The sequence below is a fragment of the Microbulbifer mixtoriginis (SeqCode) genome (assembly GCF_052467945.1).
In genome coordinates this window covers 2,760,203-2,777,500 of sequence record NZ_CP174328.1, presented here as the reverse complement: position 1 = coordinate 2,777,500, position 17,298 = coordinate 2,760,203, and the positions used below count along the sequence as shown (strand labels likewise).

12 protein-coding genes, 2 rRNA genes, 1 pseudogene and 1 riboswitch (1 of these 16 running past the window's edge) are annotated in these 17,298 nt (G+C 48.0%); of the genes and pseudogenes, 11 read left to right on the top strand and 4 right to left on the bottom strand.

What is annotated here, in order from left to right:
* The 4 genes from ACJJIJ_RS12200 to ACJJIJ_RS12185 all read left to right on the top strand — a co-directional run.
* Positions 1-2,466: ribosomal RNA gene (locus tag ACJJIJ_RS12200) — 23S ribosomal RNA — on the top strand; it begins 416 nt to the left of the window's first position.
* A 204-nt stretch (positions 2,467-2,670) separates the two neighbouring features.
* Positions 2,671-2,786, top strand: a 5S ribosomal RNA gene (gene rrf / locus ACJJIJ_RS12195).
* Positions 2,787-3,028: 242 nt separating this feature from the next.
* On the top strand, positions 3,029-3,181 hold the full coding sequence (locus ACJJIJ_RS12190; RefSeq protein WP_444937519.1) for a hypothetical protein: 153 nt from the start codon (positions 3,029-3,031) through the stop codon (positions 3,179-3,181).
* Between the two features lie 326 nt (positions 3,182-3,507).
* A complete protein-coding gene (locus tag ACJJIJ_RS12185; RefSeq protein WP_252082757.1) occupies positions 3,508-5,778 on the top strand; it encodes an Ig-like domain-containing protein in 2,271 nt (756 codons plus the stop codon).
* A 401-nt stretch (positions 5,779-6,179) separates the two neighbouring features.
* On the opposite strand, the pseudogene ACJJIJ_RS12180 reads toward ACJJIJ_RS12185, so the two are convergent.
* From ACJJIJ_RS12180 to ACJJIJ_RS12170, 3 genes and pseudogenes are all read right to left on the bottom strand, one after another.
* Positions 6,180-6,368: pseudogene (locus tag ACJJIJ_RS12180) on the bottom strand (thiamine pyrophosphate-dependent enzyme); the annotation flags it as partial.
* A 247-nt stretch (positions 6,369-6,615) separates the two neighbouring features.
* Positions 6,616-6,885, bottom strand: coding sequence for a hypothetical protein (locus ACJJIJ_RS12175; RefSeq protein WP_286037024.1), 270 nt, complete (start codon positions 6,883-6,885; stop codon positions 6,616-6,618).
* A 318-nt stretch (positions 6,886-7,203) separates the two neighbouring features.
* Positions 7,204-7,476 (bottom strand): thiamine pyrophosphate-binding protein, encoded by a 273-nt coding sequence (locus tag ACJJIJ_RS12170; protein WP_252082754.1) that lies wholly within the window; start codon positions 7,474-7,476, stop codon positions 7,204-7,206.
* Between the two features lie 287 nt (positions 7,477-7,763).
* On the opposite strand from ACJJIJ_RS12170, the gene ACJJIJ_RS12165 reads away from it, so the two are divergent.
* Positions 7,764-9,332: a thioredoxin domain-containing protein gene (locus ACJJIJ_RS12165; protein WP_444937518.1), complete on the top strand. Its 1,569-nt coding sequence runs from the start codon at positions 7,764-7,766 to the stop codon at positions 9,330-9,332.
* A gap of 78 nt (positions 9,333-9,410) precedes the next feature.
* Here the strand turns inward: ACJJIJ_RS12165 and ACJJIJ_RS12160 are convergent, their stop codons facing one another.
* Positions 9,411-10,337 carry an SGNH/GDSL hydrolase family protein gene (locus ACJJIJ_RS12160; RefSeq protein ID WP_444937517.1) on the bottom strand — a complete coding sequence of 309 codons (927 nt, stop codon included), beginning with the start codon at positions 10,335-10,337 and terminating at the stop codon, positions 9,411-9,413.
* A 273-nt stretch (positions 10,338-10,610) separates the two neighbouring features.
* Positions 10,611-10,709, top strand: a riboswitch (TPP riboswitch).
* 85 nt (positions 10,710-10,794) lie between these two features.
* On the opposite strand from ACJJIJ_RS12160, the gene thiC reads away from it, so the two are divergent.
* From thiC to ACJJIJ_RS12130, 6 genes are all read left to right on the top strand, one after another.
* Entirely contained in the window at positions 10,795-12,705 is a 1,911-nt protein-coding gene (thiC, locus tag ACJJIJ_RS12155; protein WP_444937516.1) for a phosphomethylpyrimidine synthase ThiC, read from the top strand.
* A 106-nt stretch (positions 12,706-12,811) separates the two neighbouring features.
* The gene (gene thiO, locus ACJJIJ_RS12150) at positions 12,812-13,888 is read left to right on the top strand and encodes a glycine oxidase ThiO (protein ID WP_252082747.1); all 1,077 of its coding nucleotides are present in this window, start codon (positions 12,812-12,814) and stop codon (positions 13,886-13,888) included.
* The gene (gene thiS, locus ACJJIJ_RS12145; protein ID WP_108734077.1) at positions 13,888-14,088 is read left to right on the top strand and encodes a sulfur carrier protein ThiS; all 201 of its coding nucleotides are present in this window, start codon (positions 13,888-13,890) and stop codon (positions 14,086-14,088) included. The genes thiO and thiS overlap by 1 nt, the downstream gene beginning before the upstream one ends.
* Positions 14,089-14,090: 2 nt before the next feature.
* Positions 14,091-14,897: a thiazole synthase gene (locus tag ACJJIJ_RS12140; RefSeq protein ID WP_252082745.1), complete on the top strand. Its 807-nt coding sequence runs from the start codon at positions 14,091-14,093 to the stop codon at positions 14,895-14,897.
* 7 nt (positions 14,898-14,904) lie between these two features.
* Positions 14,905-16,458, top strand: coding sequence for a thiamine phosphate synthase (thiE, locus tag ACJJIJ_RS12135; protein WP_252082744.1), 1,554 nt, complete (start codon positions 14,905-14,907; stop codon positions 16,456-16,458).
* Positions 16,452-17,201: a HesA/MoeB/ThiF family protein gene (locus tag ACJJIJ_RS12130; RefSeq protein ID WP_444937515.1), complete on the top strand. Its 750-nt coding sequence runs from the start codon at positions 16,452-16,454 to the stop codon at positions 17,199-17,201. Before thiE ends, ACJJIJ_RS12130 begins: the two co-directional genes overlap by 7 nt.
* Positions 17,202-17,298 lie beyond the last annotated feature (97 nt).

Here is a 17,298-nt window from a genome sequence, read left to right as displayed (position 1 = left end):
AATACTCCCAGCTGACCGATAGTGAACCAGTACCGTGAGGGAAAGGCGAAAAGAACCCCGGAGAGGGGAGTGAAATAGAACCTGAAACCGTATACGTACAAGCAGTAGGAGCCCTTCGGGGTGACTGCGTACCTTTTGTATAATGGGTCAGCGACTTATTGTCTGTAGCAAGGTTAACCGCTTAGGGGAGCCGTAGAGAAATCGAGTCTTAATAGGGCGTTTAGTTGCAGGCAATAGACCCGAAACCCGGCGATCTATCCATGGGCAGGTTGAAGGTTGAGTAACATCAACTGGAGGACCGAACCCACTAATGTTGAAAAATTAGGGGATGACCTGTGGATCGGAGTGAAAGGCTAATCAAGCCGGGAGATAGCTGGTTCTCCTCGAAAGCTATTTAGGTAGCGCCTCGCGTCTCACCCTCGGGGGTAGAGCACTGTTTGGGCTAGGGGGTCATCCCGACTTACCAACCCCATGCAAACTCCGAATACCGAGGAGTGCAATCGCGGGAGACACACGGCGGGTGCTAACGTCCGTCGTGGAAAGGGAAACAACCCAGACCGCCAGCTAAGGTCCCAAATACCAGTTAAGTGGGAAACGATGTGGGAAGGCCCAGACAGCTAGGAGGTTGGCTTAGAAGCAGCCATCCTTTAAAGAAAGCGTAATAGCTCACTAGTCGAGTCGGCCTGCGCGGAAGATATACCGGGGCTAAAACTGGTAACCGAAGCTGCGGATGCTCTTAGGAGCATGGTAGAGGAGCGTTGTGTAAGCCGTTGAAGGTGGATCGGGAGGTCTGCTGGAGGTATCACAAGTGCGAATGCTGACATGAGTAACGACAAGGGAGGTGAAAAACCTCCCCGCCGGAAGACCAAGGGTTCCTGTCCAACGCTAATCGGGACAGGGTTAGTCGACCCCTAAGGCGAGGGCGAAAGCCGTAGTCGATGGGAAACAGGTTAATATTCCTGTACTCGCTATTGCTGCGACGGAGTGACGGAGAAGGCTAGGCCAGCATGGCGATTGGTTGTCCATGTTTAAGGTTGTAGGCTGGGGACTTAGGCAAATCCGGGTCCCTAAGGCTGAGAACTGATGACGAAGCCCACTTAGTGGGTGAAGTGGTTGATGCCCTGCTTCCAGGAAAAACTTCTAAGCTTCAGGCAATAGTGAATCGTACTCTAAACCGACACAGGTGGTCAGGTAGAGAATACCAAGGCGCTTGAGAGAACTCTGGTGAAGGAACTAGGCAAAATGGTACCGTAACTTCGGGAGAAGGTACGCCGGTTTTGGTGATGGGACTTGCTCCCTAAGCTGAGGCCGGTCGAAGTGACCAGGTGGCTGCGACTGTTTATTAAAAACATAGCACTCTGCAAACTCGTAAGAGGACGTATAGGGTGTGACGCCTGCCCGGTGCCGGAAGGTTAATTGATGGGGTTAGCTTCGGCGAAGCTCTTGATCGAAGCCCCGGTAAACGGCGGCCGTAACTATAACGGTCCTAAGGTAGCGAAATTCCTTGTCGGGTAAGTTCCGACCTGCACGAATGGCGTAACGATGGCCACGCTGTCTCCACCAGAGACTCAGTGAAATTGAAATCGCTGTTAAGATGCAGTGTACCCGCGGCTAGACGGAAAGACCCCGTGAACCTTTACTACAGCTTTGCACTGAACTTTGAGCCTACTTGTGTAGGATAGGTGGGAGGCTTTGAAGCAGTAACGCTAGTTACTGTGGAGCCGTCCTTGAAATACCACCCTGGTATGTTTGAGGTTCTAACTCTGGTCCGTTATCCGGATCGAGGACAGTGTATGGTGGGTAGTTTGACTGGGGCGGTCTCCTCCCAAAGAGTAACGGAGGAGTACGAAGGTGCACTCAGCATGGTCGGAAATCATGCAATGAGCATAATGGTATAAGTGCGCTTGACTGCGAGACAGACATGTCGAGCAGGTACGAAAGTAGGTCATAGTGATCCGGTGGTTCTGTATGGAAGGGCCATCGCTCAACGGATAAAAGGTACTCCGGGGATAACAGGCTGATACCGCCCAAGAGTTCACATCGACGGCGGTGTTTGGCACCTCGATGTCGGCTCATCACATCCTGGGGCTGAAGCCGGTCCCAAGGGTATGGCTGTTCGCCATTTAAAGTGGTACGCGAGCTGGGTTTAGAACGTCGTGAGACAGTTCGGTCCCTATCTGCCGTGGGCGTTGGAAATTTGAGAAGAGTTGCTCCTAGTACGAGAGGACCGGAGTGAACGAACCTCTGGTGTTCGGGTTGTCACGCCAGTGGCATTGCCCGGTAGCTATGTTCGGACGGGATAACCGCTGAAAGCATCTAAGCGGGAAGCCTCCTTCAAGATTAGATTTCCCTGACTCCTTGAGAGTCCTAAAGGGCCGTGGAAGACTACCACGTTGATAGGCTGGGTGTGGAAGCGTTGTGAGGCGTTGAGCTAACCAGTACTAATTGCCCGTGCGGCTTGACCATACAACAGAGATGGTTACTAACGACTAGCTAAGCTAGCGGATTGTGGAATGAAAGACACACAATGATCGCTTGCGGTGTATTACTACAGATTGTTTTACCGACTTATTTGGGGTTATCGCCGGTCAGCAGACCGAGGCAAACAGCGATAACACGGTAGGCCAAGCAAAATTGCTTATAAGACCAACGCCAACCCAAGCCAGTTTGCCTGACGACAATAGAGTTGTGGAACCACCTGATCCCTTGCCGAACTCAGAAGTGAAACGCAACATCGCCGATGGTAGTGTGGGGCTTCCCCATGTGAGAGTAGGTCATCGTCAGGCTTCTAATCCGAAAAGGGCCACCCAATAGGGTGGCCCTTTTTTTATGTGTAAAAATATTTACAGAAAAAGATAAGATGGGCTGAAGAAAATTGAGTTCTTAATTTGCTTGGTCAATCTTCTGGTTCAAGCTAGCAATACTTCAAATTAAAACTTAAATCCGGCATTGATCATCAATCTGATCTTGATTTTGTTTTCCATGACAATAACAAAGGGTTCGACTGCTAAGCAGGCGGGCTTTTTTTGTGGATGAAAGAAATATCAGTGAATTGCGATTGGGAATTAAAAATAAAAAAGGGGAGATTAAAAGCTTTTGCCAAATTTATCCTCTCAATAATGTTGCTGGAGAATCAATGAAGCTTTCTTTGTCCTTTGTTTATGCTGAAGTAATAACTTGAGCTTGGTGTTCTTATGAGAAATTATTTGATCTAAATCTCATCCTGGCCTCATTTTTGTGAGACAGTCGTACAGCATAGGCATAAAGAACTTGATTTTAATATAGCGATTCAGGATAGTCGCCCGTTGCCTTTTCTTGTGGGTTGAAGGGTTTTTATCTGCTCTTATACGCAACACGATAGAGGCACGTTAAGGCTTCTCACTTGTATGAGTGGTCGATGATAGCTAAAGACGTATTCAGCCGTGTCGGGGAAGACTATACATACCCAGTTTGGGCAGTGATGGCTGTTGCTGCCATTGGGCGCTAAAGATATTGAAGGATAGTTAGATGCACATTCTTACGCTGTACCAATCAATTTCGCGATGGTTTCTATTGCTGACCATTGCAGTTTCACTAGCCGCCTGTGGTGGTGGTAGTGGTGGTAGCGATGACGGGGCTTCTTCCCCGGATCCAACTTCACCAGAAACAGATCCCTCTTATAGCATTACTATAGAGCTACGTGACTTAGGTACGGATGAGTTGGTTGAAAATCCCAACCCAGAAGAACCTGTACGTGTCCATGTTACGGTAAAGAGTGACAATGGTGATCCTATTGCCTCAGATAACATAACCGTTACAACAACCTTGGGTGAGTTGAGCCCTGAGAGTGGAATAGTCAAGACCAATGACAGTGGCGTTGCTACTCTGGAACTGGATGTTGAAGGGCAGCAAATTGGCAGTGCTGGAGAGATCGTTGTTGCTTACGATAGCGTTAGTACAGACCAGGCACCCTACTCGCCACTACGATTTAGTATCGAAGAGCCTGCTTTGATGCTTGGTTATTTGGATAAAAACCAGCAGTTTGTGTCGGGTGCCCTGGAGATTCTTGCTCAGAACCTATCTTCTAAGGGGAGTACGCCAGTTAGTGTTTATGTACAAGGTCCTGACGGCAATCTTTACTCTAAGAGGATGCAGGTAGAATTTTCCAGTAATTGCAGCTTGAGCCAACCAGCCGTAGCTACTCTTGATTCTCCGGTTACCACAACGGAAGGTAAGGCAACCTCGACCTATACTGCCGAGGGGTGTGAAGGTGAGGATAAGATCACAGCAGCGTTAGCGGCATATCCAAGTATATCGGCCAGCGGCCAGCTTACTGTAATGCCTCCAGAGGTCGGCTCCATTGAGTTTGTAAGTGCAGATCCTACGATAATCTCCATTAAGGGTACTGGCGGTAAGGAAACATCAACGCTGGTTTTTCAGGTTTTAAGCAAGAATGACCTGCCAATAAGTGGAGTTGAAGTTAACTTTTCTTTGTCCACAGAAGTAGGTGATGCGACCCTTACTAACGATTCCGGCACGACCAATGCGGATGGTGAAGTAACTGCACTAGTTTCTTCTGGTACTGTGGCGACGCCGGTTTCAGTAGTTGCCTCAATAACAGTCGATGGCGGGGAGGTTGTCTCCACCGTATCTGATGAGTTGGTGGTCTCTGTAGGCATCCCTGATCAGAATTCTTTTGATGTGGCTGCTACCATTTTAAATCCAGGTGGCGATACTTTTAACGGCGCAACTTCAACAGTTACTGCTTATGCTGGTGATGCTTTTAATAATAAGGTCCCAGATGGTACTGCAATTACTTTTACAACAGAGTATGGACGTATAACTGGATCTTGTACCACGGTTGACGGTAACTGTTCAGTAAATTGGACTAGCCAGGACCCTCGTAAGCCCGAGTCATATACATTTGTTGGTGTTGACGGTCAAGCCCACTCGGTTCGAACCATTAATAACACAGTCTGTCCTGAAACTGGGCTTTTGGGCGTTCCCTGCCCGGTGTCTTTAGGGCAGCCGTATGGTGCTCGCTCAACAATTCTCGCATATGCGTTTGGGCAAGAAACTTTTACAGATGCCAATGGTAATGGACGCTTTGATACCGGGGAAGACTTTACTGATTTACCGGAAGCATTTTTGGATCACAATGAAGATGGTGCGTTCGGGAACTCTGGCAATGCTGGTAGTTGCTATCCTGATTGTCCCGAAGTGGCTGGCGATGAAGATTGGCCTGCTGACTTGAATAATAATGGAGTCTACGATCAGGGCAACGGCATTTACAATGGTGTTCTTTGTTCAGATGAAGCAGAGGCAGATGGAAGTTGCTCGAAAGAACTGATTCATGTACGTAAGCAGGTAGAACTTCTGGTTTCGGGAGATAAGCCATACGGGATATTTGAAACTGCTGAGGGTGATTTCATTACTCAGCCTGATGTGGATATATCGAAAGGTGGAACCGGTTCAGTGCTTTTTTATCTTTCTGATGAATACAACGGCCGCTTGCCCTTGGGGACGAAGATAAATATTGAATCAGATTATTGCGAAGTGTGGCCAGAGGACAATGCAGTTGCTAATACTAGTGACGTTGGCCCTAGTGTTTTTCGTATAACAGTCAATGCCCCAGATAATGCTGAACCGAAAGGTTCTGACTTCGTAAAGGTAGAGGTCAATGTTCCTGCGCGGGAAGGTAGCTCGGACACAGGCATTACCGCGCTCTGGCAGTTCAAGTGTACCTATGATTTGTGTGAAAATTCGCCTGAAGATGAAGCATGTGAGGAAGATTCCTGATCACAGCTTTACACTCATCGGGCCGCTTTAGCGGCCCGATTTCATTTTAGTAGGTAGGATTCAAGGCTCTAATGATCGATTTATTTTGCATTTTGTGGATTGAGTGCCCTGACAGAGTCGGATATTCGCGGATTAAGGGGCATATAGTGATGCAATGCGATAAATGATGTAGAGCGCTTCTTATTGGCAGCAAAAAATAATTGAATCAGGTTTTCAGAAATACTCCACAAGCTTACCCAAATGCTCGGTCAACTTATCATTCTCAGAATAATATACAGGGCAGGCAACCACTGGAACTGTGTGGGCTGCCAAGGCCTTTTTAACAATTTGCCTGACTCTGGAAGACGACATGACAATGGCGCTCGAGTTCCAGATCTATTTTCCATTTAAAAAGCCCATAGCTATTGCCAAAAAATTAAAATAATAATGGGGATACTCTCACTAATTGCAGTTTCAACTTCTTGAGAATTCATCATGAAGCTGCGATCGCCCATCACTGCTAGTACTCTGCACTTAGGGTGGACCAGGCTGATATCAGTAGCATCAGGTAGGGCATAGGACATAATGGCAAGCCTATTAGGAGTTAGGAAGGCTGTTGGGCTTGTAGGCTAGGCCACCCACATTTTCACTGCGCAGGTGTCTGAAAGCACAATATCACCTGTTTGTATCGCTTCTTGAAAGTCTGCGACCACCCTTTGGGATTTCATTGGGTAGGCATTGGTGGCTTTGCCATTGTTAATTTATCTGAAAAGAAGTTTTTGTATTTTTTAATCTTCACTGACCAGGCTTGGCTTTTTCAACCGTGCTAAACTTTTGTAAAAAAAGAGATTTTGGCTTTTATATCACGGCTAATGCAAATGTTGGCATCAACCTCTGCTGGGAAATTATGATTATGGATAATTTTTTGTCTGCATTTAGGAGTATGGGGGATGGAGGCATCTCATGCAGTTCATAGCCAACGCAGATAACAACATCGACACAATCAAAACCAAAATTGGCATAGTCGTAAACCATAACACCCAGAGAGCTTGGATGCTCCTCTGGTATTGTGCTCTTTCCATGAAATGTGCTGACGAAAACCATATTTAGAGCCTCGGAGAATTGAATCTAAGTATCTCAGGTGTTTGCGATTGGAGGGAGGGATTTAGCTTGGTATTAACAAACAGGGGCCACTTATTTTGGGGTGCCGCCATATCTAAAATGTCTTCGGGAACACATAAGATAATAGGCTCTTGGCTGATCTTCCTGATAGCTTTTGAAAGCTGCACGTACCAGCTCGGAAGTGGATTCTGGATTTGTAATCATTTTTGATGACTTGGGGATGAGCTCAAGCATCTTTACTAGAGCAATATATTGATACTTTTCTTTAAAAAGCCCGTCGATACCAGCTTGAGCATTGATGGGCTCGAGAGGCGTGCTATCCGCTTACGTATCGGCGATTCCCACTAGCATATTAGTAACTTCTCGTCCAAGTGTTCCATAGCAGACACCGACGTTCCCAGTTACCAGACCATACATAACTGTCATAAATAAAATGGCCTGTTCTGATAAAGCGAGAATAAATCGTAAGAGGGCGCCATTTTTTACATCGATAAAGCGTATATTTTTTTCTGAGGGGGTTCCAAATAGGAATTTAAGCCCTTCATTTTCAAGACAGGAAATCAAAGGTTCTGAAGTACTTTTAGGAGTATCATTCATAACTAACTCCTTGGTTAAGGTCTTTTTTTATTAAATAAGAAGCTTTGTAGGTTGGAGTCTGGCCAGATTTTCAATGAATGTCGATCAGTTTGTAGATGTTAGCTGAAGGCGCTGTCAGTGATGGCGCTAAACTTATCCGCCCTGTCAGATATCGCATCCTAATGAAATTTCTGACAGATAAATGAACAAGGGTCTCAGTTTCAGGGTGATTCTTACGTTTGTTTTGTAATTATTAGGTCTCAGATTGTGGGCTTGTTAGGATCGGCATGGAAAATAGGGAGGTTATAATGAAAAATTTCAAGCTGAGATTTTGGCTGATTTTATTGGTTATTTTTACCTGTGTTGTTTCTTCGTGTGTAGAAGAAGGAAAAGAGGGCTTGCGGAGTCCTAAACCAGGTGTTGGCTCTGAAGTGGTGGCGCGTATTGGCCGTAATAATATTACATTGCAGGATTTGGATAATGATTTACAGCTGGTTTTTTATGATATTGCAGAGCAAAAATATAATTTGCGTTTGGCTAGACTGAATGCCTTGGTGAATGGAGAAGCTAATTTTAGTTCAAAGAGGGATGATATAGAAATTTATCTGAAGTTGCCCGAGCCGCCACGAATTCAATTGCCCGAGAGTTCTAAATTTATTAGGGGTAATCAGGATGCTCCAGTCACCTTGGAGATGTATTGTTCTTACCAGTCTCCACATTGCAAAACGATACAGCCTGTAATACGGCGTCTACTAGAGGTTTATAAGGGTTGGGTTCGTCAAACGCACTTTGATTTTCCACTTAAATTTCATCGTGAAGGAATTCAAGCTGCATCTGCAGCGCGTTGTGCGGCGGTGCAGAATAAATTTTGGGAGTATCACGATGCCTTGTATGTTCTAACTCCTGAGTTTGATAGTGATACTTACCTTCAGTTGGCCAAGCAATTGCAATTAGATATTCATCTTTTTGAAGATTGCTTATCCAGTGATAGCCCAAAAGATTCCGTAGTAGGGTCCCGGGATCATGCACTAGATCTTGGTCTTAAAAATGTACCGGTCATTTTTATTAATGGGTTGTATCTGAAGGGGGTGCGTAACTTTGAGCAGTATGCTTTTTGGGTAGATAAAGAACTGCAATCTATGGGGATAAAATCAAAAGAAAAGTATAGATGGAAGGATAGCGAAACGATTGCTGATAGAAATCTACCGGCTACCAGATTGCCACTAATGTTACTGGGGGTTAGCGAATCAACTGTAGAAGGTAAGTCGAAAGCTTTGATTGCAGTAAAGGAGGCTAGTGCGGAGTATTTCAGTGCAGGGCAAAAAATTTCAGACAATATTTTATTGTTGCGCCTCCACTCTAATTTCGCAGTGATAGAGAGTAGAGGTGGACTGGAAAAGTTACCCTTAAAGGGGAGAGAGGGCGCTGAGGTTTTACTCACCTACACTCATGGACAAAGTGAGGAGTTGAAACGACGTATAGAGCAGCCATTGGGCCCTGGAACTCGCAAGTTGATAGCCTCTTCTGGTGTGCTGACTCTAGGGCAGGCTTGGTTAAGTCGTCACTTGGAGCAGCGACAGGCTTTGGAGGCTAAGTTTACCGAGGCCGAATTGGAAGTTGAGGGACACCATTTGATGCGACTTGAAGGTGTCGCAGATAATGAGTTCTTCACTGCCTTGGGTTTTCAAGAAAATGATGTATTACTGAGAGTGAATGATAGTTGGGTACATAGCGGTCAAAATAAATTGTGGGATGCGCTTTCTAGTGGCCAGCTTATTGATGTGGTCTTTATGAGAAAGGGACTACCACAACGTATACAGTATGTAGTTGAAGAGCTTAGCTACTTTGAGAAAAATTCAAATACAGAAAGAGAATAGTTTAGGCTGTGAGATAAACTTGGGCTCTCATGAAAGCTCTAGTCAGAGAGCCCAATGTTCACCGATTAGGGAAGTTATTTACTTATCGGGATTACCCTGCCAAAAGATATCGGCAACGATATTTTGGCCTTGTACGCTGGGATGGAAACAGTCTCCACCACCCACATCATCCTTTCCAAACTGGAAAGTCCCAGCATTTACCTCATCTTCACCAGTGTATTCCGCTATAACCTCAACACCATTAACACCATTGTAACTTTCGGCTTCTTCGGCAAGAATCTCGTTGTAACGCCGCTGGGCTGCAGTAATCGCATTATAGCGGGTGGTGAAATCCTCTCCGTTCATGATACCGCCGTTGGTTGCAATTCGGCAGATACCAAATGTTGACCAAACATTTTCACAGTCTACTCGGGAGTTTTCCGCCTGCTTCTCCAGGCCTGCTCCACGAAGATCCTGTACCCTAGGTACAGATCCGAGCAGAATGGTGGAACCATTGGGAAGGCCGTCGACGAGTTTATCCAAGCCGGCTTGAACAGCTGAGCGCCATTCATTGTCGGTATATAGTGGGTTATTGCAGTTGGCTGGATCGGCACAATCTCGGTTGCAGATGTCATTCCCGCCAAGAACGATTTCAACATGATCTGCCACATTGGTTTGAGCCAAAATTCGATCGGCCTGTACTGCAAAATTCTTATTACCTCCACGCATCTCGGCACCGGATTCAGCCGCTTTTTTATTTGCAGCGATATTGGGTGAAATAATTTTATATCTATCGTAAATACTTTCTACAGAATAATTGTCACCATCAAACCAAGAGTGTTCCGGTTGATCTCCACCCAGAAGACAAAATAGGTCCCAAAAATACTTATTGCGTGTACAGTCTGCACCGAATGCCATGGTAATACTGTCTCCTGCAGCGACGGATTTTGAAGGGGCTGCCACCACTGATGGCAGCGACATAACACTTAAAAAAAAGACTGCTATAACTCCGTATCTTTTCCACATTGTGATTTCTCCCACACCGACTTTCGTCGTAGATAGTTATTGTTTTAAAGCTATATCGGTGAACCTGAGGAGTTTAGGTTGGTGGGTGAGAGGTGCTACTGTGAATGCGCTAGACTAGCTGGTCAGATTTTAATAAGTTGAAGCATGTTGAAATTCTGTCGTCGAGAACATTAAGTGATTTTGGTTTCACTTCAAATGATGATTGTTGTCAGACCTAGATACGCCTCTTTGATAGACCACCTATTCATATTCGATGGCTTCCTCTATACTGCGCATTACTTGTCGGAGTGCCTGTGGGCTGAGATCGCTGTTGCGAGATCCGTTGAACCTGATCGGGGTAACCCCCGCGTAGGGAACAAGATCTGAAGTCGCCTGTTTTTTTACATTTTGGCGTCTTTTCTCTTTGTATGTGCCCTGGATGCTGCGACCTTTAAATTCCCAAGTTTTAAGGTTACGCATGTCTGAGATCATTGAACAATCCGGTAAAGCCGGAAAGTCCTCCCGCGCTGCCAGTCGCGATTCCGCTAAAGAATTTCTTGAGAATCTCACGGTTCAGTCTTTTCCCAATTCGCGCAAGGTGTTTTTGCCTAGTGAAACCCCTGGTATCCAGGTTGGCGCTCGCCAGATTTGTCTTGGGGATAGTGTGGTAGGTGGGGATGCCGATAATCCTATTCTAGAACCCAACGCGCCTCTCACCGTATACGATACCTCCGGGCCATATTCAGAGCCCAATTTTAAAGTCGATGTACGCCAAGGTCTGCCCAAGCTACGCAAAGGCTGGATAGAGACACGAGGAGATACTGAACAGCTGGACTCCCGCCAAGCGGCCTACAGTCAACAGCGTATGGCGGCCCAGGGGCTGGACCACATTCGCTTCGAAAAGCTTCCCAGTCCGCGCCGAGCCAAGCAGGGACGTAATGTATCGCAAATGCACTATGCCCGCCGTGGCGTTATCACGCCGGAGATGGAGTTTGTTGCAGTCCGTGAAAATATGGGACGCATAAAGTTAGCGGCGGAGATGAGTGAGAGTGAATACCAAAAAGCGCGTGATGGTATTTACATTCCGGAACAAATCACGCCGGAATTTGTTCGTAGGGAAGTTGCAGAAGGACGCGCAATTATCCCAACGAATATCAATCACCCGGAAGTGGAGCCGATGATTATCGGGCGCAACTTTCTGTGTAAGGTGAATGCAAATATCGGCAATTCCGCTGTGACCTCTTCCATTGAAGAGGAAGTGGAAAAACTGGTTTGGTCTACCAAGTGGGGGGCAGATACGGTGATGGATCTGTCTACCGGAGCCAATATCCACGAAACTCGCGAGTGGATTCTGCGCAACTCACCAGTCCCCATTGGTACCGTACCCATTTACCAAGCATTGGAAAAAGTAAATGGAATTGCCGAAGACCTCAACTGGGATGTTTTCCGAGATACCTTGATTGAGCAAGCGGAACAGGGAGTGGATTATTTCACTATTCATGCCGGCGTGCTCTTGCGCTATGTACCACTCACAGCCAAAAGAATGACCGGGATAGTGTCTCGTGGTGGTTCCATCATGGCGAAGTGGTGTCTCGCTCATCACAAGGAGAATTTCCTCTATACCCACTTTGAGGAAATCTGCGAGATTATGAAAGCTTATGATGTGAGCTTTAGCCTTGGTGATGGCCTGCGTCCGGGCTCTATTGCCGATGCCAATGATGAAGCTCAGTTCGGTGAGCTGTATACGCTTGGTGAATTAACCGAAGTTGCCTGGAAGCACGATATACAAACTATGATCGAAGGCCCTGGTCATGTGGCTATCCATAAGATCAAAGAAAATATGGATGAGCAGTTGAAGCACTGCCACGGTGCTCCCTTCTATACTCTTGGCCCATTAACGACAGATATTGCTCCCGGTTATGACCACATCACTTCCGGCATCGGTGCAGCGCTTATCGGCACCTATGGTTGCGCCATGCTCTGCTATGTGACACCCAAAGAGCACCTGGGCCTACCCAATAAAGAGGATGTTAAAGAGGGTCTGATGGCTTATAAGATTGCGGCCCATGCCGCAGACCTGGCCAAGGGGCATCCATGGGCACAGAAGCGCGATGACGCTCTGTCAAAAGCCCGCTTTGAATTTCGCTGGGAAGACCAATTCAATCTCGGTTTGGACCCGGAGCGCGCACGCTCTTATCACGATGAAACCCTGCCGAAGGAATCCGGCAAGGTAGCGCATTTCTGCTCCATGTGTGGGCCTAAATTCTGTTCTATGAAGATTACTCAGGACGTGCGTGATTACGCAGCCAAACAGGAGGCGGAACGCGGGATGGAAGAGATGGCAGTTAAATTTAAGGATATGGGCAGCGAGATTTATCACAAGGGCTGATAGGGTGTTGGGGGAGGGTAACTCCCCCAGCATATTAGAAATACAGTGATGTAAAAGGAGCTTGCTATCGCTGGTATCCAATTGGAATTGTGAAGATAGGTAAGCTGTGTCAAACGAAACCAAAGCCAAAGTGGCTATTGCCGGTGGCGGCCTGTTGGGGCGATTACTCGCCTGGAGGCTCTGTCAGCTTGATGTAGATATTACCCTGTTTGAGGCCGGTAACTTATCGGAATCAAAAGGTGGAGCCTGTTGGACAGCTGCGGGAATGATCTCGCCTTTATCGGAGCTGGTACATAGTAATAAACACATTTATAGCCTGGGGTTAAAAAGCCTTGAGCTTTGGTCTGAGTGGGTCCGGCAGTTGGAGGAGCAGAGCGGGCAGGACGTGGAATACCGCCGAGCGGGCTCAGTCCTGGTGGCGCATGGCAAGGATAAAAGCGAGCTGCTGCAATTTCTGCGGGAACTACAGGGTAAGCTTGGCGAGTCTGCCAGGGGGCAGCTGGAGCCACTAGATAGCAATACTTTAGCGAAATTAGAGCCCTCCTTACATGGCTTTGAGCAGGGGCTTTACCTGCGGGGTGAGGCGGATATCAATAATCACCGCCTATTGCCTGCGTTACTCAGGGTGTTGCACCGAGGTGCTGTCACTCTGCGAGAGCACAGCAAGGTAAATTGCGAAGCCGGGTATATCTCTGTGAACTCGGAGCGCGAACAATTTGATTGCGTGATCGACTGCCGTGGTCTCGGTGCCAAGGGACAGATTGAAGGCTTGCGCGGTGTCCGTGGTGAGGTGATGGTGGTGGAATCCCGGGAAGTGGTTTTGCAGCGTCCAGTGCGCCTGCTCCACCCACGCTATAAGCTCTACGCTGTACCCCGTAGCGATGGACGCACCGTGATTGGTGCCACGGAAATTGAGAGCGAAGACCAGTCGCCCATTTCCGTGCGCTCCAGTATGGAATTGTCTTCTGCGCTTTACTCCCTCAACCCGGCTTTTGCCGAGGCTCGTATTGTTGAGACCCGCGTAAATTGTCGCCCCGCCACTATGGATAATATGCCTTATATCCACAGCGAGGATGGGCTGATTAGGGTGAATGGCCTTTACCGTCACGGTTATCTTTTAGCGCCGGCAGTCGTGGAGCAAGTGGAGAATCAAGTGGCACAACAACTGTTACAGGTGGCTTGATGCAGGTACTAATTAATGGGGAAACACAGAGCCTTGAATCCCCGCTAAAACTCTCTGCGCTTTTACAGCAGCTCGGCTATCGCGGAGAAACGTTTGCCGTTGCGATCAACGGTGGATTTATTCCCCGTACGGAATATAGCAATACACAGATAAATAACGGCGATAGCCTGGATATTGTTGCTCCGGTAGTGGGGGGGTAAAGGTGAGCGATCTATTAACACTTTACGGAAAAACATTTAACAGCCGGCTTTTGGTGGGCACCGCTCTGTATCCCTCCCCAGCGATTATGCGCGAATCCGTGCAAGCCTCAGCTTCGGAAATTATTACTTTGTCTCTTCGCCGGCAAAATCCGGCACAGCAGCAGGACAATCGATTTTGGGATTATATTCGCGAGTCCGGTTGTCAGTTGTTGCCCAATACCGCCGGTTGTAAATCGCCGCGAGAAGCGGTGGAGCTGGCAAAAATGTCCCAGGAAATTTTCCAGACCGATTGGCTCAAGCTGGAAGTGATTGGTGATGATTACAATTTGCAGCCAGACCCCTTTGGTCTGGTAGAAACTGCGCGGGAATTAATTCAGTTAGGCTTCAAGGTTTTGCCTTATTGCACAGATGACCTGGTTCTGTGTCGAAAACTTTTGGATGTGGGTTGCGAGGTATTAATGCCCTGGGGGGCTCCCATCGGTACTGGGCAGGGACTACTCAATAAATATAACCTGCAAACACTGCGCGAGCGCCTGAGTGATGTACCGCTTATTATTGACGCGGGAATCGGTGCGCCATCACAGGCGGCAGAAGCACTGGAGATGGGCTTTGATGCGGTGTTATTGAATACCGCGATTGCAAAAGCCCAGGATCCGGTACTGATGGCTAATGCTTTTAAACTGGCTGTGGAATCCGGGCGCGCCGCCTTTAATGCCGGCTTGATGCTCAGGCGTCAAACTGCCAGCCCCAGCACCCCCACCCTTGATATGCCTTTCTGGCAGCAGGCAGAGAGCATATTGCAGGATTAGTATTTTTATGCGCGATCAACTCCAATTGAAAAAGCCAATTGTCTGGACCATTGCCGGCAGTGACTCCGGCGGTGGCGCCGGCATTCAGGCGGACCTGCTGACTTTTGCCGACCTCGGCTGCTATGGTTGCAGTGCTATCACGGCCAATACTGCACAGAATACGGTGGAAGTTACTGCAATTAATGCAGTTTCCCTAGAGGTCTTGGGTTCTCAGTTACAGGCTTTACGGCGGGATCTATTTCCTGCCGCAATTAAAATCGGTCTGCTAGCGAATGCTGAACAAGTTGTTGCGGTGGCAGATTTCCTGCGCCAGCTGCAAGCGGTGCAGCCGGTTCCGGTTATTTACGACCCGGTTGCTGTTGCTACCAATGGAGCCGGGCTCACTGAAGGAAGTATTACCGCAACGGTGTTGGCTCAGTTGATGCCACAGTGTGATCTGGTCACTCCCAATTTACATGAATTGGAATGGCTTACCGGAGCCAGTGTCACGGGTGCGGAATCTATTGTGCAGGCTGCGCGTCAGTTGCACGCCCACGGCGGTACCGCAATTTTAGTTACCGGCGGCCATACGCAATTGCGTGCGGGAGAAGTTGCCGACTTACTGTGGGATGGTGAAAAAGCCGATTGGTTTATTGGCCGGGAAGTGTCCAGTACAGGCACACATGGCACTGGCTGCACCCTGTCCTCCGCTATTGCCGCTTGCCGCGCTTTGGGCTACCCGTTGAGAGATGCCTGCGTTGTGGGTAAAGCCTATGTTCAGCGGGGTTTGCGCCGGGGAAATAATGCACACATCGGCGCTGGTGCCGGCCCTGTAGGCCACTGTGGCTGGCCCCTGGATTTAATCGACTTCCCGGAAATTTTGGTGCCGGGAGAAGAGCGTGCGCTGGATTATGGTTTTGGTGTGGCCCAGCCTCTTGTTCAAGGGTTTGCCCAAACAGACTCTCAAGCATTGGGTTTATATCCGGTAGTGGATACAGTGGAGTGGTTGCAGCGCCTGGCTGAGCTGGGGGTGCGTACTTTACAGCTGCGAATAAAGAATCCGGGTGGGGACCTGCGCGCACAGATTGAGCGGGCAGTGGCTATTGGCAGGACGTATAACCTGCGCCTGTTTATCAATGATTACTGGCAGTTGGCGATTGAGTGCGGTGCCTATGGCGTGCATTTGGGCCAGGAGGATTTGCAGTCTGCTGATCTGAGGGCAATTCAAGCGGCAGGATTGAAGTTGGGTATCAGTACCCACGGCTTCTATGAATTACTGTTGGCCTACCGTTATCGCCCCAGTTACCTGGCGATTGGTGCAATTTATGCGACCAACACCAAGGATATGTCGGATCAGTTGCAGGGTGTGCAGAAACTTGCGCGAATGGCCGCGCTATTGCCCGAATATCCACTCGTGGCAATTGGTGGTATTAATATGCAACGGGCCAGTGAGGTTATCGCTAGTGGCGTTGGTAGTATCGCCCTGGTCAGCGCTATTACTAAAGCAAAAGATTACAAGCAGGCGGTTGCCGATTTTAATGTCCTGTTTAAAGGTAAGCATGCGGAAGTAGAGCCATGTTAAGTAGTAAGGAATTACAGCGTTACAGTCGCCAGATAATGTTGCCCCAGGTGGGTGAAGATGGGCAGAAAAAACTGTCTTCTGCTCGAATTATGATTGTTGGTCTAGGTGGGCTCGGCAGCCCGGCAGCGATGTATCTGGCCGCAGCCGGTATTGGAGAGCTGCACCTGGTAGACGGTGATCATATCGATCTCTCCAATTTACAGCGCCAGGTTTTGTACAAAACCAATCACCAGGGAAAATCCAAAGCCATGGTGGCTGCACAACAATTGGCTGCAGCCAATCCAACTATTCGCATTCACCCCCACAACCAAATGGCGAATGAATCCTGGCTGCGTGAGCAGGTAAAACAGGTGGATCTGGTGTTGGACTGCACCGATAACCTGGAAATCCGCCATACGATCAACCGGGTTTGTTATCAGGCCGGGTGTCCGGTGGTAATGGCATCGGTGCAGGGTTTTTCCGGCCAGCTGATTAGTTTTGATTTTTCTGAAGGAAAAGGTCCCTGTTATGCCTGCCTGTTTCCGCCCCAGGAGCAGGCTGAAGTGCAGAACTGCTCTACAGCAGGTGTGATCGGTCCGGCGCTGGGTGTAGTCGGTAGCATGCAGGCTCTGGAGGCCATGAAATACCTGATGGATTTGCCGGTATCGAGCTTGAATAAATTGCACTTAATCGAGACAGAAAGCTTAGCCCTGCAAACTTTGCAGCTGCCGAGCCATAGTAATTGCCCGGTTTGTAATACCTAGCTAACTTTGTTTTCTCTTAAATTTTTCTTTCCGTAGATTGATACAGTGTTAGCACTATAAGTGTATGCATAACCAACATGTTTTATTTATTTTTCTT

Bases quoted from the DNA above. Each gene is read 5' to 3' on its own strand.
- thiC (WP_444937516.1), top strand. From the start codon at position 10,795: ATGTCTGAGATCATTGAACAATCCGGTAAAGCCGGAAAGTCCTCCCGC.
- ACJJIJ_RS12165 (WP_444937518.1), top strand. From the start codon at position 7,764: ATGAAAAATTTCAAGCTGAGATTTTGGCTGATTTTATTGGTTATTTTT.
- thiS (WP_108734077.1), top strand. From the start codon at position 13,888: ATGCAGGTACTAATTAATGGGGAAACACAGAGCCTTGAATCCCCGCTA.
- thiE (WP_252082744.1), top strand. From the start codon at position 14,905: ATGCGCGATCAACTCCAATTGAAAAAGCCAATTGTCTGGACCATTGCC.
- ACJJIJ_RS12130 (WP_444937515.1), top strand. From the start codon at position 16,452: ATGTTAAGTAGTAAGGAATTACAGCGTTACAGTCGCCAGATAATGTTG.
- ACJJIJ_RS12160 (WP_444937517.1), bottom strand. From the start codon at position 10,337: ATGTGGAAAAGATACGGAGTTATAGCAGTCTTTTTTTTAAGTGTTATG.
- ACJJIJ_RS12185 (WP_252082757.1), top strand. From the start codon at position 3,508: ATGCACATTCTTACGCTGTACCAATCAATTTCGCGATGGTTTCTATTG.
- ACJJIJ_RS12170 (WP_252082754.1), bottom strand. From the start codon at position 7,476: ATGAATGATACTCCTAAAAGTACTTCAGAACCTTTGATTTCCTGTCTT.